Source organism: Devosia honganensis (genome assembly GCF_042648785.1).
GTDB lineage: Bacteria > Pseudomonadota > Alphaproteobacteria > Rhizobiales > Devosiaceae > Devosia > Devosia honganensis.
In genome coordinates this window covers 788012-811503 of sequence record NZ_JBHRYD010000001.1, presented here as the reverse complement: position 1 = coordinate 811503, position 23492 = coordinate 788012, and the positions used below count along the sequence as shown (strand labels likewise).

Here is a 23492-nt window from a genome sequence, read left to right as displayed (position 1 = left end):
CCGGCGCTTCTCTTTTGCCGCCAGCTGGGCGCCGCTGCGCCAGGCTCATATCTTGCTATGCCCAGGTGGAGCTATCCGCATGCCGCAAGCGCGCTCACGTCTGTTTCCGTTCCTGCTGGTTGCCCCTTATCTCGTGGTCTTCGCCATCTTTCTTGGCTATCCGATCGTCCGTGCGGTCTATATCAGCCTGTTTGACTGGGGCATTTTCGGGCCCAACGGCTTCGTCGGACTGGGCAACTACACTTCACTGTTTGCCGATCAACGGTTCTGGGCGTCATTGATCACCACCACCAAGTTCGCGCTGATCTTCGTGCCGATGATCATGGTCATCTCAGTGGTGCTGGCGGTGCTGCTGCATCGCAAGCTGCCTGGTATCGCTATTTTCCGAACCGCGTTCTTCTTTCCGCTGGTGGTCAATGTAGCGGTCGCCTCCATCGCCTTCAAATGGCTGTTCGAGCCGCAGGCCGGCACCATCAACCAGATTCTGCGTCTGCTCAATCTGCCGGATCAGGCTTGGCTCTCCGAGCCGGGCTGGGCCCTGGTAGCCATCGCTCTGATCACCCTGTGGATCAATGTGGGCTTCATGGTCATCATCCTGCTGGCCGGGCTCGAAAACATTCCCGACGATCTCTACGAGGCGGCCAATCTCGATGGCTCTAACGCCGTGCAGGATTTCTTCTTCATCACCCTGCCGCTACTCAAGCCGATCATGCTGATCGTCATGATCCTGAGCCTGGTCCAGGCTTTCCAGGTGTTCGGCGAAGTGCTGATCATGACCGAGGGCGGCCCGTTCGGCAGTACCGAAGTGCTCACCATACTGCTCTACGAAGAAGGCTTTCGCCGCTTCGCCATCGGCCGTGCCGCTGCTATCGGCGTGGTCATCACTCTCATCATCGCGGCATTGTCTCTGGTGCAGTTCCGCGTCTTCCGCCAGCGCTAGGGGCAGCCATGAAACGCAATCCGACGCTACGCTGGATCATTCTGTTCGCGCTGGCGATGCTGTGGGTACTTCCCGTCGCCTCCCTGATCTTGTTCTCCTTCGCGCCTTCCTCGGAAATTCTCAAGGACCAGCTCATTCCGAGCAACTGGACGCTGGACAATTACTGGCGGGTGCTCACCGATGCCGGACGCGGAGTCAGCGTGCCGCAAGCCATGTTGAACAGCACCATCATCATGGTAGCGCAGGTTGTGGGTATCCTGTTGCTCGATATACCGGCGGCCTATGCCTTCGGACGGCTGCGTTGGTTCGGACGGGACTTCGTCTTTTTTCTGGTGCTCATCACCATGATGATGCCCGGCATTCTCGAAGTGCTTTCGCTTTATGATCTGATGGCAAATCTCGGATTGGTTGACACGGTTTATGCCGTCATTCTGCCGGGATTGCCGCGCGTGGTCGGCATTTTCATCCTGCGACAGTTCTTCCAGAACTTGCCCAAGGAGATGGATGAAGCGGCCCGCATGGATGGCGCGACCGATTTTCAGGTCTTCCGCCTCATCATGGTGCCGCTCGCTGCCCCAGCCATCATCACCGTGTCGGTGCTGACCGCGCTCTATAGCTGGAACAACTTCCTCTGGCCCTTGATCATCACCAATTCTCCCGCGTCCATGACGGTGCCGGTGGCCGTTGCCTATCTCTCGGCTGATACCGCTGCCATCATCAATTATACCGTCATTCTGGCGGCCGCCTTCTTCACCTCGCTGCCCATGATCGTCCTGTTCCTGTTCGGACAGCGCTGGATCGTCAATGGCATGCGTCCCACTGCGGGCATCAAGTAATCCGCGTTACATAGGAGTTTTACATGACCTCTATTCAGGTGGACGTTAGTCCGCGCCATGAGATTTCTCCCCGTTTCTACATGCAGTTCATGGAACCGCTCGGTACCACGGATTCCTCGGTAGAGGCCTGCTGGGACATTCTTGAAGACAAGTGGCGCGACGATTTTATCGGTGTGGTGCGCGATCTGGCCCCCTCGTCCATCCGCTGGGGCGGCATTCTCACCAGCTTCTGGAAGTGGCGGGAAAGCGTTGGCGCCCCCGAACAGCGCCAACCCATGTTCAACTATCTCTGGGGTGGCGTTGAAACCAACCGCGTTGGCGTTCATGAATTCCTCGATTTCTGCGAGGCGGTCGGGGCCGAGCCGATCATGGCGATTAACTTCGCCGCTGATGGCCGCCCCGAATACATTAACACTGCCCGTGGCGAGAACCGTTCGGGCGATGCCCAGGAAGCTGCCGACCTGGTTAGCTATTGCAACGATCCTGACAATGTCGAACGTAAGGCCAATGGTCGCGAAAAGCCCTGGAACGTTCGCACCTGGCAGATTGGCAACGAAACCTCCTACCCCAAGGCCGGCGAACGCTTTACTTCAAAGGAAAATGCCCGCCACTATCGCGAATTTGCCGATGCGATGCGCGCGCGCGACCCCAATATCCTGCTGATCGGCTGGGGCGATATGGAGCGCGATACCGATGCGTGGTGGGCTGGTGATCTGGTCGAGGCGGCCGGCGACCAGATCGACATGGTGGCTCTGCACATGATGAACCAGCAGGCGCGGGAGAAGGATACCGTTCTGAGAGGCCGCCGCTATCGGGACGACGTCGGTCAGACCTGGCGGGAGCTCGACGGCATCTATCGCGCGGTGGAAACTAAACTGCTCAATGCGCGCGCCGTCGTATCCAAGGCCAATCCAAAGCTCAAGCTCGCCATCACCGAGGGCCACCTGTCACTGGAGCCGCACAACAAGATCGAGCTGCTGCGCGAATGGCTTTCCGGCATCTATCATGCCCGCTGCCTAACGCTGTTTGAGCAACATTCTGACATCATCGACATCTGTACGCTCGCCGACTTCGCCGGCACTAGTTGGACCGTCAATGCGGTATTGCTCGGCTCGCCGCGGGAGCAGCCCTACCTGCTGCCAGTAGGCCACGTGATGCGTCTGTTCAAAACGCAGTCCGGCACGCACGGGCTCAAGGCCGACAGTGCCAATGAAGCGGTGGTCGTCTCGGCCTCGCGCAGCGGTAATACGGTCTATGTCCATGTAACTAATACCGACCTTGAAAACTCCGCCTTGGTGGATATCGAGTTGCGCGACGCTTCTGCGGCAGGGATCACCTGCCATCGTATTGCGCCTGATCAGCTCGACGCTGCGATCGACACTACCAATCTCGATGTCTTTGCCGTGCAGCAGAGCTCGGTTCCGGCGCTGACGGGAATCGCTTTGCCCAAGGCGTCAGTCAGCGTCTACGTTATCGAACTGGCTGCCTAGGCGGCTGGGTGCGAGGAGAACACCATGGCTGGATTGCATCTCAGCAATGTCCGCAAAAATTACGGTAATGTCGAGGTCATCAAGGGTATCGACCTGACCGTCGAACATGGCGAATTTGTCGTGTTCGTGGGGCCGTCGGGTTGCGGGAAATCCACGCTGCTGCGCATGATCGCCGGGCTGGAAGAGATCACCGGTGGTGATGTCTTCATCGGTGACCGCCGCTGCAACGATGTGGCGCCGCGAGATCGCGGCGTCGCCATGGTGTTCCAGTCCTACGCGCTTTATCCGCACATGACCGTCGAGGAAAATGTCGGTTTCGGCCTGCGCCTCACCGGCGTTCCTAAGCCGGAGAGGGCGCGGCGGGTGCGCGAGGTGGCGCGTATCTTGCAGATGGAGGAACTGCTGAGCCGCAGGCCCAGCCAGCTTTCCGGCGGCCAGCGTCAGCGCGTAGCCATCGGTCGTGCCATCATCCGGCACCCGGAGGTATTCTTGTTCGATGAGCCCCTCTCCAATCTCGATGCTGCCCTCCGCGTCGACATGCGTATGGAATTGTCCAAGCTTCATGCCGAGCTCGGCGCCACCATGATCTATGTGACGCATGACCAGGTCGAGGCCATGACCATGGCCGACAAGATCGTGGTGCTCAATTTCGGCGAGGTACAGCAGGTCGGCACGCCGATGGAGCTGTACAATCATCCTGCCAACCTTTTCGTTGCCGGCTTCATCGGCGCACCCAAGATGAATTTGCTCCCGGTAACGGTCGATGCAGTGACGGCCACGGATGTCACCATTTCCTCACCTTCATTGCGGCAAACCGTCCTGCCACTCGCCGCTAGCGGCCTCGTCATTGGCGACAGGCTGACCTTCGGCATCCGCCCGCACCTGCTGACCCCACAGGACGGTGGTTCGATTGGCGGGCAGGTGCGCCTGATTGAACGGCTGGGCGATACCACTATCGTGGAAGTGAAGGGCGAGGATGCCACCGTGTTTGCCGCCATCGACGGCGATACCGATGTGGCGCTGGAGCAGACGTTGATGCTGGCCTTCGATCCTGCCAAGGCGCATCTTTTCGGGCCGGACGGCGTTCGCTTGTGAGCTTTCCCGGCCCCTCGCTGATCGACTTCGCCGCCCGGGCCCTGACGCAGACGGGGACGGACGGCGATGCCGCCCGCGTGGTCGCGGAATTGCTGGTCGAGGCCGACCTGTTGGGGCACGGCACCCATGGTATCGACCTGCTCGCCAGCTATGTGGCTGAACTCGAACGCGGCACCATGCTTGGAACCGGCGAGCCGGACATTCTGCGCGATCACGGCGCCATCGCGCATTGGGACGGCCGCTGGCTCAGCGGCGTCAGGTTGATCGCGCAGGCCATCGATACGGCTCTAGAGAAGGCAAGCCGATACGGCCTCGGCGCGGTCAGCATTCGCCGCGCTCATCACACCGCCTGCCTGCAAGCCTATCTCGAACGTGCGACGCAACGGGGCATGATGGTCATCATTGCGAGCTCCGATCCGCGCTCGGCTACCGTTGCGCCCTTCGGCGGCCTCGACCCGGTGCTGGGCCCGGACCCGCTCGCGTTAGGCATTCCCACGCATGGCGATCCCATTCTCATCGACATGTCATCCTCGATCACCACCAATGGCATGGTGGCCCGCATTGCCGCGACGGGCGGGCTTTTGCCCGGCCCCTGGCTACAGGACAATGCCGGCCGGCCAAGCGCAGATCCAAAGGTGCTTTCCGCCTCGCCGCCCGGCAGCATGCTGCTTGCCGGCGGGCAGGACCATGGTCATAAAGGCTTCGGCATGGCGCTCGCCGTCGAGGCGCTGTCGCAGGGCCTTTCGGGCCATGGCCGCGCCAATGCAGAACCGCGCTGGAGCGCCTCCGTCTTTGTGCAGGTGATCGATCCCGCCGCTTTCAGCGGCCTCGACGATTTCGCCGACCAGGCGGAAGCATTGGTCCGGCTCTGTCATGGCGCCCGCCCCCATCCGGATTTCACGGCTGTCCGCCTGCCCGGTGAGCGCGCCCTGGCCCGCAAGCGCCACGCGCTGCAGCACGGCATCGTCCTGCATGCGTATACTCTGACAAAGCTGACCGAGCTGTCCCGGCGGCTGGGGCTTTCGTTACCCCAACCTCTGGCTAGGTAGCGATAAAGGTTCAGGCGAAAGGGCTGGCTTGGTACTCTTAAACAGATGCCCCGCACTGATAAATGGTCAACCCAGTCGTGATCGGAATGCCGGAGGCGCTGCCTCGCCTAACACACTGTGGAACGCTGCTCCGGCATTCTGGACCAGCCGGCTATGGCCGCATAACTTAAGCCAAATGGCCTTCGGAAACCCGGAGCGGCGAGAACGCTGATCACCCGGGCTAAGCTGGCCACTATTCGTTGAATCCGCCGCCAGCAGATTTGCATGCGAATTGCCGACGAATTCGCAATGGAAGGATGGTTACGTATTGTCAGGCAGTTTGGGGGATCGGCTGATATCAAAGCGCGTCGCCATCATCGGCAATCAGGGCTTTTCATTGCTCAATTTTCGCGGTCCGCTGATTGAGGCTATCGTCAGCCGAGGCCATGAGGTTTACGCGCTGGCGCCGCAACTCGACAGGGCATCGATGGAAGCGTTGCAGGCGCTGGGCGCCAATCCGGTCGAAATCACTCTGTCGCGCACGGGTCTCAATCCGTTCCGCGATACGGCCGACACTCTCAAGCTGCGTCGGCTTCTTGCTGAGCTTTCCCTGGACGCGGTGCTCGCTTTTGCCATCAAGCCGGTCATTTATGGGACGATCGCGGCTGCTCTCGCGCGGGTGCCTGCCCGTTTCGCGCTTATTGCCGGACTGGGCTATGCCTTTAGCGAGAACGCCACCGACACGCCCAAAGGCATGCTCATCCATCATGCCGCCAAAACGCTCTATCGTTTCGCGCTGTCGCAGACGAAGGGCGTATTCATGCAGAACCCCGACGATGCGGATGATTTTGTCCGCCTCGATATCGTGACGCGGGACAAGATCGTTCGCGTAAACGGTACGGGCGTCGATCTTGCCGCCTGGACCCCGGCGCCGGCTGTCCTGTCGCCGGTTACGTTCACTTTCGTTGGACGTCTGCTGCGCGACAAGGGCGTCATGGATTTCATCGCCGCCGCCCGGATGGTGAAGGCGGCGTGTCCGCAGGCGCGTTTTCTGCTTGTCGGCGGGCAGGACGACAATCCCGGCTCCATCGCCGCCTCGGAGGTGCGCCAATGGGTGGCGGAGGGGTTGGTCGAATGGCCCGGCCACGTGCCCGTCCGTCCATGGCTTGAGCAGACCTCGGTGTTCGTCCTGCCCTCCTATTATCGGGAAGGCATACCCCGCAGCACCCAGGAGGCCATGGCGATGGCACGGGCGATCGTCACCACCGACTCGGTGGGGTGCCGCGAAACGGTTGTCGAGGGCCGCAACGGCTATCTGGTGCCACCGCGCGACCCCGAAGCGCTCGCCGCGGCGATGCGGCGTTTCATCGATGATCCGCAAAAAATAGCGGCGATGGGCCAGCAGAGCCGCCATCTTGCCGAAGCGCGTTTCGACGTCCGCCAGGTCAATGCGAAGATCATCGAGGCCATGGGCCTCTGACGGGCATATCCTTGTCCGGCCAGATCTGCCAATGGCCGCGCTTGTGATAGGCGGAGGAGAGGACTATTAAGGCCCGATCATCATCCGAGGACCAGGCGAAGCTCCTTGCTCGACACTTTTCGAAAACTGCGCGCCCTGCTCAGCCCGCGCGAACAGCGCCAGGCGCTCCTTTTGCTGTGCATGATGCTGGTGGTGGGCGTGGTGGAAATGGCGGGCGTCGCCTCGATCTTTCCGCTGATCGCGGTTCTGTCGGAGCCGAGCCTGGTGGAGACCAATTCCTGGCTGAAGCTGGCCTATGAGGGGCTGGGCTTTGCCGACCTCAATAGCTTCTATATCTTTCTTTCGGGCCTGGTGTTCCTGGTCGTGGTCGGGCGCACGGCGATGACCGCGCTCAACAATTATGCGATCCTGCGCTTCAGCTCGATGCGCAGCCACTCGCTCAGCGTCAGGCTGTTGCGGAACTTTCTCGGCCGGCCCTATAGCTGGTTCCTCGACCGGCATAGTTCGGATCTGGGCAAGACCGTGCTGGCCGAGGTCGGCGAAGTGGTCGGCGGCGCGTTGCTGCCGATGATGCAACTCGTCTCGCAGGCCGTCGTCGCGAGCTGCATCATCCTGCTGGTGATCCTGGTCGATCCGGTGGTCGCGACGATTTCAGTAGTGGTGCTGGGGCTGGCCTATGGCGGCATCTATATGGGAGTCCGTAACCTGATCTCACGGATCGGACAGGACCGGCTGGAAGCCAATCGCCAGCGGTTCCAGATCGCCCAGGAGGCGCTGTCCGGGATCAAGGAGGTCAAGGTCGGCGGGCTGGAGCATGCCTATCTGCGGCGGTTCGAGGCCGCCTCCTATATTTTCGAGCGGCGCCGGTCGGGCCTGCAGGTGCTGGCGGACACGCCGCGTTACGTGCTGGAAGTGATCGCCATCGGCGGCATGCTGGTGGTGATCATGGCGCTGCTGCTGCGCAATCAGGGTAATATCGCCGCCGCGCTACCGGCCCTGGCCACCTTCGCCTTTGCCGGCCTGCGCCTGCTGCCCGTGGTGCAGGGTCTTTACCGCTCCGCTGTGATGGTGCGAGCCGCAGGCCCGGCCCTGGACAGAATCCAGAATGAGTTTTCCTACGCTACGGAAATTCCGCCGGAAACGGTCGAGCCCCTGCCTCTCGAAAGCGCCATAGAACTGCGCAATGTCGAATTTACCTATCCTAACTCCGGCAGACCGACGCTGCGCGACATTTCCTGCCGCATCGAGGCGAACAGCTCGGTGGCGTTCATCGGCAAGACGGGGGCCGGAAAATCCACCATCGTCGATCTGATCCTGGGCCTCGTCACGCCGCAATCGGGCGAGCTGCTGGTGGACGGGGTGCCGCTCGATGAGCGATCGGTCCGCCGCTGGCAGCGCTCCATCGGCTATGTGCCGCAACATATCTTTCTTGCCGACGAAACCATTGCTGCCAATATCGCCTTTGGCGTGCCAGAGGATCAGATCGACATGAAAGCGGTTGAGCGCGCGGCGAAAATGGCTGCGCTGCATGAATTCGTTACAGAGGATCTGCCGCTAGGTTATGAAACGACGATCGGCGAAAGAGGCATTCGCCTCTCAGGTGGTCAGCGCCAGCGTATAGCCATCGCAAGGGCACTGTACGTCAATCCGGACGTCCTTGTGTTAGACGAAGCAACCAGTGCACTAGACGAGGACACTGAAAATTTAGTTATTAAATCAATAAAGGAGGTTTTTCTATGCAAAACTATAATTATTATTTCCCACCGACCTTCTTCATTGCAATTTTGTGATTGTATTTACCATGTTAATTTAGGTAACATCACATTGCATAAGAGCAAAAAAGACAGAAATAAAATATGATAAACATCTTTAGAAAACTACGTAGGGCTATTCATGACAAATCCACCGCTTCTAAAAAAGAAGCTAAATTAGAAGGAGTTCGCGTATCTCTAGCTAATTTATCTCCTCGCATGCGCGATGCCTTGCTGGATGGTTGGTATGAGGGGGAGGAGCGCCGTATAATACGTGCTTTTGTTAATCCAGATGACAAAATTTTAGAAGCGGGTTCTTCTATTGGTTTTATAAGTTTGTTCTGCATACACAATATGGGTGTTAAGGATATCCAGCTTCTAGAAGCAAACCCAGATCTCGCTGCGACTATTAATGAGAACTACACGCTAAATGGACGCGCTGCACCGAGGATACTTCAGTATGCTCTCGGGCCGGAGGACGCTCAGATAGAGTTCGGCATCAACGTTGATGCGTTTGCTTCTAGTATACATTCTACCAGTAAAGAAATTAGGAGGGTAAAGGTACAGCAAAAAACCATAGATAGCATATTATCCGAGATGGATTTTACGCCTAACGTTCTTATAATGGACATAGAAGGTGCGGAGACCCTACTTCCGGCAGATCATTTTATCAAATTTGATAGGATTATTTTGGAGCTTCACCCTAGTCTAAGCGGATACGAATCTGTTTCGCGTCTAGTAAATGGTTTGTTCGAGCTTGGTTTTCGCGAGTCTGCGCGAGACAGGAATGTCGCTTGTTTTTCTAAATCTACGTAGATGGCGCTTGATTTTCTGTGTCCTCCGAAAAGGGGACCTCTATTTTTGGATAGAAAGCTGCCAGGGGATCAAGAAAGTAATACTGTAACAGTGATATGCGTCTATTCCAAGGATTAGTACTTCGGCCGGGAATAAATACAGATTTTCCGACTCCCGCAGCACGTCGATTATCACGCGCTGTTGCAATATCGCTCTCGATCAATGACGTCTCTCCGAAGTGTGAAAGTCTAGTAACCTGAATGCAAGGAGCCGGTGTCAATTGAAATATTTTAGTGTTTTTAATTTTGGACTGTGAGTTCTGGAATAGAAAAGTATCCGCAATGTCGATGTTTATTTTAGATAATTCTATACATTTTTTTGCATAATTTCTTTCTATTATATAGGCAGCAGTTCCCTCGTGATTCGAGAGAAGTCTTCCCATCGAGTATTTTTTAGATATTAATTTAGATGATCCCATCCTTATAGTTTTTCTAAACGTTTCAAATTTGATGATTGAAGGAAAATATCGTTCATATAATTCCCAACTTAGTAGACGGGATAAATCCGGAGATAGAACTGCGTCGTCCTCCAGAATCAAGGCGGCGGGTGCACCTGACATAAGTAAAGATTCCCATGCTTTCACATGACTTAAAGTGCAAGCTACTTCTGCCATAGACATATGTTCTGGGAAAATTTTCCAATTTGCGCGTATTGCTTCAATATCTTCTGACGAGATAGCCGGCACTCGTTCGGCGTGCAGTTCAATTTCTTCGAATTGCTGCCGCATAAATTTTTCTCGATCTTTTCTCGTGTCTAAGTTAATATAATATATGGGGATCATTTGGTATCACCATAGAATAAATTAGAAATATATCTCGCTCTCCTCCGTACCGTTGAGCGAAACGCCTTATTTACACTTGATGGCCGTAATAGAATTAGGGCGAATAGATATATCCTAGCCCTCAGCTTGTCCCTGATTGTATAGTAATGTCTGGAATAGGCTTTCATGGTGGCGGCATAATACAGCCTTCGTGAAAGATATGATTTATGCTTTTTAACCAATAGTAGCATGTTATTTAGAGGTATCTTGCCTGCCTTGTCAGGGCTAACTGTGCGGTGCTGACGCAATAAAGGCTCTGCGATGCCGATGCATGCGCCGCCGCTAAGAGCTAGGCGAACGACCAAATCAGAATCCTCTTCGCGACGAAATTGCGGGTCATAACCGCCAAGTCTTTTTAAAGTTTCGACCTTAGCAAGTAGGGATCCGGTGGCAACCGCACCGTCGTTTTCTGCATCCAGAATGTCGCGAAAAAACATGTGAAGCGCGAGCGACTCACCGGATACTGGAATGTGTCCAGTGCCGATAGCTTTTGAGAAGCCGATTTCACCATTTTTTCCAATAACGTTACGGGAAGCGTTGCAGATAATATAATCATGCCCGAGCATGTTCTCGGCATTTTTTAGCGCTTCCACCTGTTTTTTTGCGCGATCTGGCAAGGACTCGTCGTCGTCATCTTGTATAAGAATATATTTTCCGGCCGCCTCTTTAATCATTAGGTTTAGATTTGATGCGAATCCTGAATTAATTTCCCTTTGGAAAAGCCTTATTCTTGGATCATTTTTTGCAATTTCTTTTATTATATTGACAGAATTATCTTGAGATCTGTCATCAACAATAATAATTTCTTTATCTTCCCACGTCTGATTCAACGCAGCGGTTATCGAACGCTCAATCGTATCTTCGGCATTGAAGCAGGCAATTCCGATGGTAAGAAGTGTCAAAACTTTCCCTCTAGGTGGCGTTTGGGGTGCTAAGCACTGAGAAAGGCAATTTTGATAACGCTTGGTTTGACGACTTATAATGCTGGACAGTCGGTCGCAAGGTTAATCTATACAGCGCTTGAACAGGATTGGCGGCCCATCGAAATCGTCATCGTGGACGATGCCTCGACGGACGCAAGCTGGGAGGCGATTTCGTCTCTGGCGGCGGCGCATCCGGAGGTGCGGGCGTTCCGGCAGGAGGTCAATCGGGGCGTGGGGGCGGCGCGAAACCGGATCGTGAAGGAGGCCCGGGGCGCGTTCATCGCCTTTTTCGACGATGACGACGAGAGCGTGCCGGAACGGGTGCGGCTGCAGGTTCGGCGGATCGTGGACTACGAGGCGCGATTTGCAGGGGGCGCGCCGGTGATCTGCCATAGCGCGCGCCGGCAGATCATGCTCGATGGAAAGCAGCGGATCGAGACCACCATGGGGGAGCGGGCCGGCGTTGCGGCGCCACATGGGCGGGCCGTGGCGCGGCGGATTCTGGCCGGGGACACGCTGGAAGACGGCTATGGCGCGCTGGCGACCTGCTCGCAAATGGCGCGAACGGAGACCTATCGGCAGTTGGGCGGGTTCGACCCAGCCTTCCGGCGCGTGGAGGATACCGAGTTCTGCGTGCGGCTGGCGCTGGCGGGCGGGCATTTCGTCGGGATCGGCGCGCCGCTGGTGACGCAGACGCTGACAAAGACGTCCGACAAATCGCTGGAAGCCGAGCTGGGTTACAAGCTGATGCTGATCGACAAGCATCGGGAGGTGTTCGACGGCGAGCGGCACTATCGCTATTGCCGGGACTGGGCCGTCACCAAATATCACTGGCTGGCGCGGCACCGGGCGCATTTCGCCCTGCGGATGCTTGCGGCGGCGTCGCTGCATCCCCGGCTGACTTGGCAAAGGCTGCGTCTTGCCGTACCGAACCTGGAAGGAAACCGGGCCTTTTCCGCGTTTCATCGGGCCGGCGGGGAATGATGATCGAGAACGGAAAGGTCAGCATCGGCATCACCTGCTACAATGCGGGTGAAACCATCGGCCGGGCCATTGCCAGCGCGCGGGCTCAGGATTGGCACGACATCGAGATCCTGATCGTCGACGATGCCTCGACGGATGGTTCTGCGGACATGGTGGCGCAGTTGATCGCCGACGAGCCCAGGGCGCGGCTGATCCGGCTGGGCGTCAATGGCGGGCCGGCGGTGGCGCGCAATGCCGTCATCGCGGCGGCGAAGGGCGATTTCCTTGCCTTTTTCGACGATGACGACGAGAGCCTGCCGGGGCGTGTGTCGGCACAGGTCGCGGCCATTAGGCAGTTCGAGGCGTCAAAGGGCCAATTGCCGGTCGCCTGCTATGCCGCCGGCGAGCGGCTCTACCCCAATGGCTATCTGAAACCGCTCCCGGCCATCGGTGCGGAAGAGATTCGTCCGCATGGGCCGGCGCTGGCCGACTACCTGCTGTTTCATCGCCGATTGCCCGGCTGGCGCTACAATAGCGGGACGCCGACCTGCGCGCTGATGGCGCGGATGTCTCTCTTCCGGCAATTCGGCGGCTTCGATGAAACGCTGCGGCGGGTGGAGGACGTGGACTTCGCCGTGCGGCTGGCGCTCGCAGGCGGCTGGTTCATCGGCACGTCCGACAAGCTGTTCCTGCAACATGCGACGACTGGCGCCGATAAATCCTACGAGCGGAACCGGGATGCGGAAGTGGCGATCGTGGACAAGCATGCGGGCTATCTCAAATCGATCCGCCGCTACCATTATGCGCGCAACTGGCCGATCCTGCGCTATTATCATTTCAAGCGCGACTATCTGCGCTTCGCATTGCAGTTTCTCCGGATCTGGATGGTCAATCCCGTGCTCGCCACCAAGCATCTTTTCGCCACCGGCCCCAAAAGGCTGGCGCATGAGCGGCGCATGGCGGCGGTGACGGAGGTGTAGCATGCGCATGATGTTTGCGGCCCGGGCCATGGATAATATGGCGGGCGGGGTCGAGCGCATGATCGTGGCGATCATGAATGAAATGGCGCGGCGCGGCCACGACGTGGCGTTGTTCAGCTGGGACCGTGAAGCGGCGGAAGCGTTCTATCCGCTTGATCCCAGGGTGCGATGGTACAAACTGAACCTGGGAAATCCGGCCAGCAAGGCCGGTTTCGGGCTTCGCCTGCGGCGGGCGCGCAGGGTACGCCGCCTGGTCAGGGAGTTTGCGCCCGAAGTGATTGCAGGATTTCAAGGTGGAGCATTCCGCGCCATGTGGCTCTATACGCTGGGCCTGGGCGTCCCGGTGATCGCGGCAGAACGGACCGCGCCCTCGCTCTACGACCATGCCAGCACCGAACGCAATCGTCGGATCGAGCTGTTTTCCTTCCGCTTCGCCAAGGCGATCACGGTGCAGTTCGACCGATACCGCGCAGGCTATCCCGGCTACTTGCAGCATAAGATTGTCGAAACCCCCAATCCGGTGCCGGAAGCGGAAAGGCATGCCACTCCCGATGCGCCCGGGGCGGACGGGCGGTTCACGCTGCTGTCGGTGGGGCGATTAGGCTATCAGAAGAATTTTCAGGTGCTGCTTGCTGCGTTCGAGCGTTTGGCTCCGCGCTTTCCCGATTGGGATTTGCGCATCGTGGGAGAAGGCGAGGACCGGGCGCAACTCGAATCGATCGTGACGAATTCGTCACAGCTCGCGGGTCGCGTTTTCCTGCCCGGCGCCACGCGGGACATCGCTGCCGAATATGTTGGAGCGCAGCTTTTTTGCCTCCCATCCAGATGGGAAGGTTTTCCGAATGCCCTGGCCGAGGCTCTGGCGCATGGTTTGCCCAGCGTGGGGTTCGAGGAGTGTTCGGGTGTGCCCGATCTCATCGAGAACGGACGGTCGGGCACCCTGGCGACAGGAATGAATGAGCCCGACAGCCTCGCGCAGGCTCTCTCGGTTCCGATGGCGGATGCAGGGCTCCGCAAGGCACAGGGTCGCTCCGCGGTCCTGACGATGCGGCAGTATAGGCCCGAGGAATGCTTTGACCGATGGGAACAAGTCCTCGTCCAAGCAGTGCCGACATGAAGCTCGTCTTCGCGATCAAGGCCTTGAGCGTGCCGGGAGGAGGCGCCGAGCGTGTGTTCGTGGACATCGCCAACGGGTTACATGCGCGCGGCCATGACCTGCAGGTGATGACCTTCGAGCCGGCAGCTTCGGGCAGCTTCTATGATCTCGATGCCTCGATCCCGCGACTGGACAGCGGCGTATCCAAAATCACCAAGGCGACGCAATTGTTGTCCTTGCCTCGCGTCCGTAGCAGGATTTTGGCCGCAAAACCCGATGCAGTGGTGGCGTTCATGCCCTCGTGCTATGTCCCGCTCGCTGCGGCGTTGGTCTTTTCAGGCGTTCCGTTCATCGCCAGCGAGCACAATGTTCCGGCGCGCTATAAGAGCCAGCCTTTAAGCTGGCTATCCATGAAGGCGGCCAGTTGTTTCGCTACTCGATTCACCGCCGTCTCGGATCAAATGAAGCGGCAATATCCGGAGATCGTCCAGCGTAAGATGACTGTGCTGCCCAATCCGGTCGATATTGTTGCTGATGCCCAGGCGGATGTCGTCGGGGCACCGGGTCAGGGACGCATCATCGCGGTGGGGCGGCTCCACGAACAGAAGGACCATATTACTCTCATCCGGGCCTTCGCCAAATTGGCTGACGAATTCCCCGGCTGGACAGTTCGTATTCTCGGCGACGGAGCCGAACGCGACCGCCTGCGCCAGGAAATTTCTAGGCATAACCTCGACGGACGGGTAGAATTACCCGGAACCGTGCGAGACGTCGGCGCGGAATATCGGGCGGCTCAGATCTATGTGATCCCGTCTCGCTATGAGAGCTACGGCCTCGCCACTATCGAAGCTTTGGCGCATGGTCTTCCCGCAGTGGGTTTTGCCGATTGTCCGGGCACGAATGAGCTCATTCGAGATGACGTCAACGGCGTGCTGGTTTACCCCGATGACGATAGGGCCGGGCGCCTCGCAGACGCGATGAAGCGGCTTATGGCTGATGCCGATGCTCGTTGCCGGCTGGCCGTAGGTCCGTTGGATTCCCAAGAGCATTCGCTCTTTTCAATCCTGGACCGCTGGGAGTATTTGCTTGGGGACGCCAAGTGGCATGAAACTGGAATGTGACTTCCTACTCAATTCCTTTCATCCTTCCGTAGCCGCGGCCTCCCATATCCGCGACGGCGTTGACTTCCGGTACGCAGGGTGCAGCGAGAAGATAGGCGTAGCAACGTATCGACCGAATCTAGAAATTGGCGCGAAAATTGGCGCCTTTAAGAGAAGCTTGAAACGCGAGGACGCCAAGGCGCGCTTCAGCGAGGTCGTGCGCCATGTGCAGGCCGATGGTCTCCAAACCTACGCAGCTTAACACAGACAGCCGCAGGGCCAAACCCGAGCCCTCGGTTCAATCTGCCGGGCGTCGGCCGGCCTGGCCGATATGCCGGTTGGCGGCGTCGTCAACAGCAATAGTCTCAGCAAGAGGCCATCCAGGCTATCGGGGACAATTTTTAGCCGATAGTGATCCATGAGCGCGCCGGCGCGGCCGGGGCGGCGGCGTTGTCAATGCGAGAAGGGTATGGTCATGGCGGCAAGCGATTTCGAAGTCCTGGACGAGCGGTTCGCCCGCCTTCCCTCTATGAATGCGACGGTCCGCAAGCTGTTCGGCGATTGCGACTGGGCGGAGGGGCCGGCCTATTTCCCGGCCGGGCGCTATCTCGTCTGGTCCGACGTGCCGAACGACCGCATGCTGCGCTATGACGAGGTCAGCGGCGCCGTCGGTGTCTTCCGCCAGCCCTCCGGCAACGCCAATGGCAATAGTGTCGACCGGCAGGGGCGGCTGGTGACCTGCGAGCACCTCACGCGCCGCGTGACCCGCACCGAGCATGACGGCACCCTCACCGTGCTGGCCGACAGCTATCGGGGCAAGCGTCTCAACAGCCCCAATGACGTGGTGGTCAAGTCGGACGGCTCGATCTGGTTCACCGATCCCACCTATGGCATCGATTCCGACTATGAAGGCAATCGCGCCGAGAGCGAGATCGGCGCGTCCCATGTCTATCGCATCGATCCGCATTCGGGCGAGGTGGCGGTGGTCTGCGACGATTTCGTCAAGCCCAACGGGCTGGCCTTCTCCCCCGATGAGAGCCTGCTCTATGTCGTGGATACCGGCCGCACCCACGGGGCGGACAATCCTGCCCACATGCGCGTCTTCGAGGTGGGTCCGGAGGGCAGGCTGTCCAATGGCCGGGTCTTCGCCGATTGCACCAGCGGCCTGTTCGATGGGTTCCGGCTCGACACGGACGGGCGGATCTGGAGCTCGGCCGCCGATGGCGTGCATGTCTACGACCCCGACGGCACGCTGATCGGCAAGGTGCTCATCCCCGAAGTGGTGGCCAATGTCTGCTTCGGCGGCCCCAGGCGCGAACGCCTGTTCATCTGCGCCACCACCAGCCTCTATTCCGTGCGCCTCCTCGTCAACGGCGCCAAGACGTTCTGAGCGCCGGCCCGGCGGCGATGGACGGGGATCGGCCGCGGTATCGCCCGGGGTGATTTCCCAACGCCGTATGGCGATGTCTATGGATGAGGCCGCAAGCGCTCATCCCCGCGCGGACGCGGAAAATCCCTGAGACATCGCCGCCATTGGCCATTAGGCTCGAGGTGATGGAGAAGGCGGCGTCCGGCCGCCTTGCGCTTGCGGGAAAGACTTCATGAAAGACAATCAGGGCGTATTCTCCAATCCGGCCGTGGTAGGGCCCTATGTGGAGGAGGCGCCCCTGAAGGTGCCGGGGCTGTTCGATCTGCATCGCATGGCCATGCTGCTGCTGAGCGAGCGGGCCGGGCGGGAGGCCCGCATTCTGGTGGTCGGCGCGGGCGGGGGCATGGAGCTCAGGGCCCTGGCCGAGGCGCGGCAGGAATGGAGGTTTGCCGGCGTCGATCCGTCCGCGGCGATGCTCGATCTGGCGCGCCGCCAGGTCGGGCCGCTGGCCGGGCGGATCGCGCTGATCGAGGGCACCGTCGAGGCGGCGCCGGCGGGGCCGTTCGAGGGCGCCCTGTGCCTGCTCACCCTGCATTTTCTCGACAGGCCCGAGCGGTTGCGGACCTTGCGGGCCATCCATGACCGCCTGCGGCCGGGCGCGCGCCTCGTCATCGCCCATCATTGCGCTCCGGGCGGCGCGGCGGCACACTGGCTGGCGCGCTCGGCGGCTTTCGCCGACCGGAGCGGGTCCGATCGGGACCGGGCCGCGGCCAGTGCCCGGCGCATGGCCGAGCGGCTGCCGCTGCTCTCCGATGCCGAAGAGGAGGACCTGCTGCGCGAGGCCGGATTTGCCGATGTCGAGCTGTTCTATGCCGCCTTCTCGTTTCGCGGCTGGGTGGCGAGCGCGGGCTGAAGGGGCTCAGCCGGCGCCGATCATGACGATGAAAATGGCCAGGCAGAGGGCGAGGACGAGAGCGCCGAAGAAAATCCTGTCAGGGGTCATGCCGGACGTTCTAGGCGCGGACCGGCGCGCTGGCAAGGCCGGACGCGGCCCGATGCCGGGCGGGGTTTGCATATTGTTCATTGCCCGGCCCTAGATTGAACGGTAGTTTATGCCATCGGGCGATCCGCGTGTGGCGCGCGCGGAAAAGATGCCCTCATGTTTTGAGTTCGGGCGCGGCGCGGCGCTTTCCTCCGTCCCCGGGGGCGGCAGGAGAGAAGGGCAGAGTTCTTGAGGCTGGTTGATCGCCATCTGAGGCCGGGATGGGCGGCCTTCGCCGTCCTCGTTGCCGCCCTGGGGCTACCGGGCGCGCTGCCGGCGCAGGCACAGGCGCTGGTGCCGCCCGATTTCTTCAACAGCCCGGTCGATCCGGCGGCGCCCACGGCGGTCGAGGCGCGCGAACTGGTGTTCGACGCCGCCGCCGACACCATCACCGCCCGGGGCGATGTGGTGGTGCGGGCCAATGGCTATACGCTGACCGGCGAGAACCTGGTCTATCGCCGCCGCGAGGGCGATATGCGGGTGAGCGGCGGGGTCACCATCACCGATCCATCCGGCAATGTCTCGCGCAGCCCCAGCCTCGTGCTTACTGGCGGCCTCAAGCAGGCCTTTCTCGATTCGCTGGCCATCACCGCCTATAACGGCGCGCTGATCACCGCCGACAGCGCCGATTACGACGAGGCGCTGCGCACCATCCTGGTCGATGCCCGCTATTCCCCCTGCGGGGAATGTGTCGACGACCAGGGAAGGCGCATCGGCTGGTCGGTCAGCGCCAGCCGCATCGTGCAGAACCGGGTGGACGGCTCGGTGACGCTGGAGCAGCCGGTGCTCTCGCTGCTCGGCGTGCCGGTGGCCTGGCTGCCCTATCTGTGGCTGCCCGATCTCGACAACGAGACCATCGAGCGCCTGCCGCGCCCGCGCCTCAGCTATGCGGAAAACACCGGCGTCATGCTGGAGGCGCCGTTCACCGTCCATTCCACCCGCATGACCGATATCATCCTCTCGCCCACCCTGATGAGCCGCCAGGGGTTCCTGATGGGCGCCGAATGGGTGCAGCGGTTCGATGCCGGCTCGTTCAGCATCAAGGCGTCGGGGCTCTATCAGTTCGACAGCAGCGCCTTCAAGCTGCCCGAGGCGCGGCGCGACTGGCGCGGCGCCGTGCAGGCGCAGGGCGAGTTCGTGCCGGTGGAGGACTGGAAAGCCGGCTTCGCCTATTCGGTGTTCACCGATAATGCCTATTTCGACGATTACCGGCTCGACAAGCGCCGCTCCGCCGTCAACGAGGTCTATGCCACCCATCTGACCGCCGACACCTATGTCGATGCGCGCATCCAGCAGTTCAACGTCCTGGGCAACCAGACCATCGAATTGCGCGACCAGCAGGGCATCGCGCTCCCGAATGTGCGGGTGGAGCGCAGCTTCACCCTGCCGCCGGGGGCCGGGCGCATCGATGTCGAGGCGCGCCTTTTGGGCATTCACCGCCGGCTCGATGCGGCGGGGACCGTCAACGGCGTGCCCTATGACCATGGCTATGCCGGCAATCGCCTGCACGGCATGGCGCAGGCGAGCTGGCAGAACCAGTGGATCGCCGGGGGCGTGGTGGCGACGCCCTTTGTCGGGCTGCGGCTCGATGGGGCCTATTACGATGGCGGCAGCGGGCTGGCCTCGGCGCCCGCCGCCGGGACGCTGCTGGGCGCGACGCCGATCGCGGCGCTGGATTTGCGCTATCCGCTGGCGGCCTACGGGCCGGGGGTGACGCATCTGATCGAGCCCATCGGGCAGATCGTCTATCGCGGCGCCGCCAGCATGGCGCCGGGCATCACCAATGAGGACGCGCAGAGCGTCGTTTTCGACGACACCAATATCTTCAGCTATAACCGCTTCACCGGCATCGACCGGCAGGAAACCGGCTTGCGGCTCAATCTGGGCGGGCGCTACCTGGCCACGCTGGCCGATGGCAGCTATTTCGAGCTGGTGGGCGGGCAGTCGTTCCAGTTGGCCGGCGACAACGCCTTCGCAGCGCCGAACCGCCAGCGGGCGGGGGTGGCCTCGGGGCTCGATCGGGATGCCTCCCATCTGGCGCTGGGCGCCTATGGCTCGCTGGCCGGCGGGCTCGATTTCGGCGGCAAGCTGCAACTGGACAGCCGCGACCTGGGCATTGCGCGGGCGGCGCTGGGCGTCGGCTATGGGCGCGATGGCTGGGCCGGGGCGCTCAATTACCGCTATGCGGCGGCGACGCCGGCCACCGGCAATGTCAGGGAGCTGCACGAGGCCGGGGCGGAGGTGAGGGTGCCGGTCGACGAATACTGGTCGGTGACCGCCAATGCCTATTGGGACCTGGCCGCCAATGATTTCCTCCAGGCCGGGGGCGGCTTCGCCTATGACGACGGCTATCTGCGGTTCTCGGCCGGGGCCACCCGCACCGGCCCCACCCATCGCCGTCCCGACGATACCCGCTTCACCGCCACCTTCCGGCTGCTGCCGCCTTCGGGCGGCAAGCCCGCCGCGGTCCTCGAGGAGCCATGATGCCCAGATCCGCCGTTTTCGCCGCCATCGGCGCCCTGATGCTGACCATGGTTCTGGCCGCCTGCACCAGCTTCGCGCCGGTCTATGGCGGCCATGCGGGCGGGATGGAGGCGGCACGCTTCAATTTCGCCGCGCCCGCCAACCGGGAAGAGCAGCTCATCCTCAACCGGCTGCGCCTCGCCTTTCCCGGGCCCGCCGCCCCGGACGATCCGGTGCTGCGCGTCACCGCCGCCACACGCTCGCCCGGCGATGCCCTTTCCGACGCCTTCGCGGTGGCGCGGCCGGTCAATGTGCGGGTCGAGGCCAGCGTCGCCATCAGCCGCGACGGGGTGGTGCTGTTCGAGGCAACGCGCTTTGCCGACACCGCGCGGCAGGCCGGCAAGCTGACGCCGGTGGATCTGGCCTCCGCCACCGGAGCGGCGGAACGGGCGGCGGAGGCGGTGGCCGAGGCGCTGCGGGCCGCCATCCTTGCCGGCTACCGGCCCGCTCAGCCCGCCATGGTGCGCTGAGCCCGGGCCTTCGACCGCATTGTTTGAGGATCGGCAACGCAGCGTGGACCGGTCCGGCGATTGTTCTGGCCCTCGCCCGGGCCGATATCGGAGCAAACAGCCAGGAGAGCCGACATGTCCCAATACCTGTTCCGCGCCGCCGACGGCGCCACGCCCGACGCCCCGGTCATCTTTCTCTTCCACGGCACCGGCGGCGACGAGAACCAGTTCTTCGAGCTGGCCGGTCAATTGCTGCCGGGCGCGCGCATCGTGGCGCCGCGCGGCGATGTCAGCGAGCACGGGGCGCTGCGCTATTTCCGCCGCACCGGCGAGGGCGTGTACGACATGGACGATCTGGCCGCGCGCACCGGCGCCATGGCCGGCTTCGTGCGCGCGCAACTGGGCCCGGCGCGGCCGTCGCGCGTCGTGGGGCTGGGCTATTCCAACGGCGCCAATATCCTGGCCTCGGTGCAGTTCACCGCCCCCGAATTGTTCGACGCCACCATCCTCATGCACCCGCTGATCCCCTTCGCGCCGCCGCAAGCGGATTTTTCCGGCAGGCGGGTGCTGATCACCGCCGGGCGCCACGACCCCATCGCCCCCGCCGCCGCCACCCAGGCCCTGGCCGATTATTTCGCCGCCAATGGCGCCTCCACCCAACTGGCCTGGCACGAAGGCGGGCACGAATTGCGCAATGAGGAAATCCGCGCCACTGCGGCTTTCCTCGCCACGCCCTGAGCGCCTTATTTCTCACCCCCTCGGATTGAGGGGAATTGCCTATGGAAAAATCTGTGAGGCCGGCCCCTTCGCCTCCCTCCCCCTTGAGGGGAGGGAATGAGGGTGGGGGTTTGGGATCATCCGGGAATCCGATTGATTCATCGAGGAAATTGACGGCGCGGAACCCCCGCCCCTAACCCCTCCCCTCAAGGGGGAGGGGAACGCAACAGCTTCTATTGCGCCTCCAGGCTCACATGTAATCCCCCCTGCTCGGGAGGGGGATGAAGAGACGTTTGGAACCGGACTCCACTTTTCTCCACGATGCTCTATCCTTTTGCCGATAGAACCGATCGGGAGTGCCGCCGTGATCCGAACCGTCCTCCGCACCGCCCTTGCGGCCGTTCTTTTCACCCTGCCGGCGCCGGCGATACTGGCCGCCAGTTTCGATTGCGCCGGGGCCTCGACGCCCTTCGAGCGCGCCATTTGCGACAATCCGGAGCTGTCCGCCGCCGATGAGCGGCTGGACCGGAGCTGGGCCACCGCCATTGGCGGCCTTTCCAAACAGGCGCTCAAGGAATTGCAGGCCGGCCAGCGCCAATGGCTCGATTATGCGCGGCGCGCCTGCACCAGGACCGCCGAGCCGCTGGAGGAGGGCGCCTATGACGAGCGGGGCGTCTCCTGCCTCGTCGAGCTCTTCGACAGCCGCAGCGGCATGCTCGAGGCCAGCCGCATGCTGGAGGGCACGCGCTTTTATCCTCTGGCCCGCCACGCGGCCTGGCCCGATCCCAACGAAGCCGACAATCCCCAATCCTATTGGCCGGTCGCCCATTACGAGATGAGCGTGGCCCAGATCGATGCCGATACCGAGGTTGCGCGGCGGTTCAACGCGCTGGTGCTGGCGCAGGGCGAGCAATTGTCCGGCCTGGTCGAGCCCGGGCAGGGGCCTTTCGGCAATGAGGACGACAGCAGCGACCTCACCGTCTCCATCCTTCCCGCGGAACTGGCCGGCACGGGCCGGATCAGCCTGCGCACCGAGACCTATTGGTACGGCCATGGCGCCGCCCACGGCAATTGGACCGTCTCTTATCTGCACTATCTGACCGGCGAGAGCCGCTGGATGGAGGCGGGCGACCTGTTTGCCGGCGAGGGCTGGCAGCAGGCGCTGCTCGATCTGGCGGTGAGCGCGCTGCGGCAGCAGCATGGCGACATGCTGATGCTGGACGATACGACGTTCATCGCCGACAGCGTTGCCGATCCCATGCGCTGGTCGCTCTCCGACAGCTATGCGCTGATCGTGCAATTCCAGCCCTACGAGGTCGCCGCCTATGCCTATGGCGCGCCCACGGCGAGGATAAGCTGGGAAGCGCTGGAGCCCTATCTCGCCGATACCGCCGATCTGGTACGCTACGGCTATTAGAGCCTTTCACTGTCAAGTGGATCAGCGCTTTCTTGCTCCCCTCCCCCTTGAGGGGAGGGGTCGGGGGTGGGGGTCCTTCGGTGATCCGCCAAACCCACCCCCTCCCCAACCCTCCCCTCAAGGGGGAGGGAGCGCTGGTCGCCGATTCCGTCAAAACATGAAAGCCTCTAGAGCAGTTCAGTTTTTGACGGAATCGGCGACCAGCACTCCCTCCTCGGGAGGAGGGCCGGGGACCTGTCCCCTTCGTCATTGCCGGGCTCGTCCCGGCAATCCACCTTTCCGCATCCCCTTGCGCCGCGCCTATCCCAGCAGGTCGCTCCATTCGGGGTGGCGGCGGAACTGGACGACCACATAGGGGCAGATCGGGGTGATGCGGAAGCCCTCCTCGCGGGCATCGGCGACGGCGGCCTTGACCAGGCGCAGGGCGATGCCGCGGCCCTCGAATTCGGGGGGCACGCCGGTATGGTCGATGACCATGGGCTGGCCGGGGCTTTTCCGGTAGGTCATCTCGGCCTCGGCGCCGGGCGCCAGGCGGATGACATAGCGGCCGCGCGTGGGCCCTTCCTCGCGGATGATCTTGTAGTCGCCGTCGGTCATGGGAAAATCCTTCCGGGAGAA

General features: G+C 61.3%; 22 protein-coding genes. 18 read left to right on the top strand and 4 right to left on the bottom strand.

Translation table 11 applies throughout. From position 1 onward, the window contains the following. The 8 genes from ACFOOL_RS03865 to ACFOOL_RS03830 all read left to right on the top strand — a co-directional run. Positions 1-940: carbohydrate ABC transporter permease (locus ACFOOL_RS03865; protein ID WP_380095019.1), on the top strand; the 940-nt coding region annotated here is incomplete at its 5' end. 8 nt (positions 941-948) lie between these two features. Then, the gene (locus tag ACFOOL_RS03860; protein WP_380095018.1) at positions 949-1776 is read left to right on the top strand and encodes a carbohydrate ABC transporter permease; all 828 of its coding nucleotides are present in this window, start codon (positions 949-951) and stop codon (positions 1774-1776) included. Between the two features lie 23 nt (positions 1777-1799). After that, complete coding sequence (locus tag ACFOOL_RS03855; RefSeq protein ID WP_380095017.1) at positions 1800-3266, top strand: hypothetical protein; 1467 nt, start codon at positions 1800-1802, stop codon at positions 3264-3266. A 24-nt stretch (positions 3267-3290) separates the two neighbouring features. Beyond that, on the top strand, positions 3291-4361 hold the full coding sequence (locus tag ACFOOL_RS03850; RefSeq protein ID WP_380095015.1) for an ABC transporter ATP-binding protein: 1071 nt from the start codon (positions 3291-3293) through the stop codon (positions 4359-4361). Next, positions 4358-5410 carry an Ldh family oxidoreductase gene (locus ACFOOL_RS03845; protein ID WP_380095014.1) on the top strand — a complete coding sequence of 351 codons (1053 nt, stop codon included), beginning with the start codon at positions 4358-4360 and terminating at the stop codon, positions 5408-5410. The genes ACFOOL_RS03850 and ACFOOL_RS03845 overlap by 4 nt, the downstream gene beginning before the upstream one ends. A gap of 271 nt (positions 5411-5681) precedes the next feature. After that, positions 5682-6869 (top strand): glycosyltransferase family 4 protein, encoded by a 1188-nt coding sequence (locus ACFOOL_RS03840; RefSeq protein ID WP_380095013.1) that lies wholly within the window; start codon positions 5682-5684, stop codon positions 6867-6869. A gap of 105 nt (positions 6870-6974) precedes the next feature. Further along, a complete protein-coding gene (locus ACFOOL_RS03835; protein WP_380095012.1) occupies positions 6975-8729 on the top strand; it encodes an ABC transporter ATP-binding protein in 1755 nt (584 codons plus the stop codon). Continuing rightward, complete coding sequence (locus tag ACFOOL_RS03830; RefSeq protein WP_380095010.1) at positions 8726-9436, top strand: FkbM family methyltransferase; 711 nt, start codon at positions 8726-8728, stop codon at positions 9434-9436. The genes ACFOOL_RS03835 and ACFOOL_RS03830 overlap by 4 nt, the downstream gene beginning before the upstream one ends. On the opposite strand, the gene ACFOOL_RS03825 is transcribed toward ACFOOL_RS03830, so the two are convergent. Both ACFOOL_RS03825 and ACFOOL_RS03820 read right to left on the bottom strand, forming a co-directional pair. After that, a complete protein-coding gene (locus ACFOOL_RS03825; RefSeq protein WP_380095008.1) occupies positions 9429-10202 on the bottom strand; it encodes a glycosyltransferase family 25 protein in 774 nt (257 codons plus the stop codon). The two genes, ACFOOL_RS03830 and ACFOOL_RS03825, sit on opposite strands and share 8 nt — an antisense overlap. Positions 10203-10252: 50 nt before the next feature. Continuing rightward, positions 10253-11197: a glycosyltransferase family 2 protein gene (locus tag ACFOOL_RS03820; protein WP_380095006.1), complete on the bottom strand. Its 945-nt coding sequence runs from the start codon at positions 11195-11197 to the stop codon at positions 10253-10255. A 66-nt stretch (positions 11198-11263) separates the two neighbouring features. On the opposite strand from ACFOOL_RS03820, the gene ACFOOL_RS03815 reads away from it, so the two are divergent. From ACFOOL_RS03815 to ACFOOL_RS03790, 6 genes are all read left to right on the top strand, one after another. Further along, positions 11264-12202 carry a glycosyltransferase family 2 protein gene (locus tag ACFOOL_RS03815; RefSeq protein ID WP_380095003.1) on the top strand — a complete coding sequence of 313 codons (939 nt, stop codon included), beginning with the start codon at positions 11264-11266 and terminating at the stop codon, positions 12200-12202. Then, positions 12202-13161 carry a glycosyltransferase family 2 protein gene (locus ACFOOL_RS03810; RefSeq protein WP_380095001.1) on the top strand — a complete coding sequence of 320 codons (960 nt, stop codon included), beginning with the start codon at positions 12202-12204 and terminating at the stop codon, positions 13159-13161. Before ACFOOL_RS03815 ends, ACFOOL_RS03810 begins: the two co-directional genes overlap by 1 nt. 1 nt (position 13162) lies before the next feature. Then, positions 13163-14278 carry a glycosyltransferase gene (locus ACFOOL_RS03805; protein WP_380094999.1) on the top strand — a complete coding sequence of 372 codons (1116 nt, stop codon included), beginning with the start codon at positions 13163-13165 and terminating at the stop codon, positions 14276-14278. Further along, positions 14275-15378 carry a glycosyltransferase gene (locus tag ACFOOL_RS03800; RefSeq protein ID WP_380094998.1) on the top strand — a complete coding sequence of 368 codons (1104 nt, stop codon included), beginning with the start codon at positions 14275-14277 and terminating at the stop codon, positions 15376-15378. Before ACFOOL_RS03805 ends, ACFOOL_RS03800 begins: the two co-directional genes overlap by 4 nt. Positions 15379-15832: 454 nt before the next feature. Next, a complete protein-coding gene (locus ACFOOL_RS03795; protein ID WP_380094997.1) occupies positions 15833-16747 on the top strand; it encodes an SMP-30/gluconolactonase/LRE family protein in 915 nt (304 codons plus the stop codon). A gap of 211 nt (positions 16748-16958) precedes the next feature. Further along, complete coding sequence (locus tag ACFOOL_RS03790) at positions 16959-17639, top strand: class I SAM-dependent methyltransferase (protein WP_380094996.1); 681 nt, start codon at positions 16959-16961, stop codon at positions 17637-17639. A gap of 6 nt (positions 17640-17645) precedes the next feature. Here the strand turns inward: ACFOOL_RS03790 and ACFOOL_RS03785 are convergent, their stop codons facing one another. Then, complete coding sequence (locus ACFOOL_RS03785; protein WP_380094994.1) at positions 17646-17810, bottom strand: hypothetical protein; 165 nt, start codon at positions 17808-17810, stop codon at positions 17646-17648. A gap of 147 nt (positions 17811-17957) precedes the next feature. Here ACFOOL_RS03785 and ACFOOL_RS03780 point away from each other — a divergent pair, with 147 nt between their 5' ends. The 4 genes from ACFOOL_RS03780 to ACFOOL_RS03765 all read left to right on the top strand — a co-directional run bounded on the left by ACFOOL_RS03780 (position 17958) and on the right by ACFOOL_RS03765 (position 22874). Continuing rightward, positions 17958-20252, top strand: coding sequence for an LPS-assembly protein LptD (locus tag ACFOOL_RS03780; protein ID WP_380094991.1), 2295 nt, complete (start codon positions 17958-17960; stop codon positions 20250-20252). After that, on the top strand, positions 20252-20761 hold the full coding sequence (locus ACFOOL_RS03775) for a hypothetical protein (RefSeq protein WP_380094990.1): 510 nt from the start codon (positions 20252-20254) through the stop codon (positions 20759-20761). Before ACFOOL_RS03780 ends, ACFOOL_RS03775 begins: the two co-directional genes overlap by 1 nt. 114 nt (positions 20762-20875) lie before the next feature. Continuing rightward, positions 20876-21478, top strand: a complete 603-nt coding sequence (locus ACFOOL_RS03770) for an alpha/beta hydrolase (RefSeq protein WP_380094988.1) — start codon at positions 20876-20878, stop codon at positions 21476-21478. 343 nt (positions 21479-21821) lie between these two features. After that, on the top strand, positions 21822-22874 hold the full coding sequence (locus tag ACFOOL_RS03765) for a DUF3298 domain-containing protein (RefSeq protein ID WP_380094986.1): 1053 nt from the start codon (positions 21822-21824) through the stop codon (positions 22872-22874). 300 nt (positions 22875-23174) lie between these two features. On the opposite strand, the gene ACFOOL_RS03760 is transcribed toward ACFOOL_RS03765, so the two are convergent. Further along, positions 23175-23471, bottom strand: coding sequence for a GNAT family N-acetyltransferase (locus ACFOOL_RS03760; RefSeq protein ID WP_380094985.1), 297 nt, complete (start codon positions 23469-23471; stop codon positions 23175-23177). Positions 23472-23492: the final 21 nt, after the last annotated feature.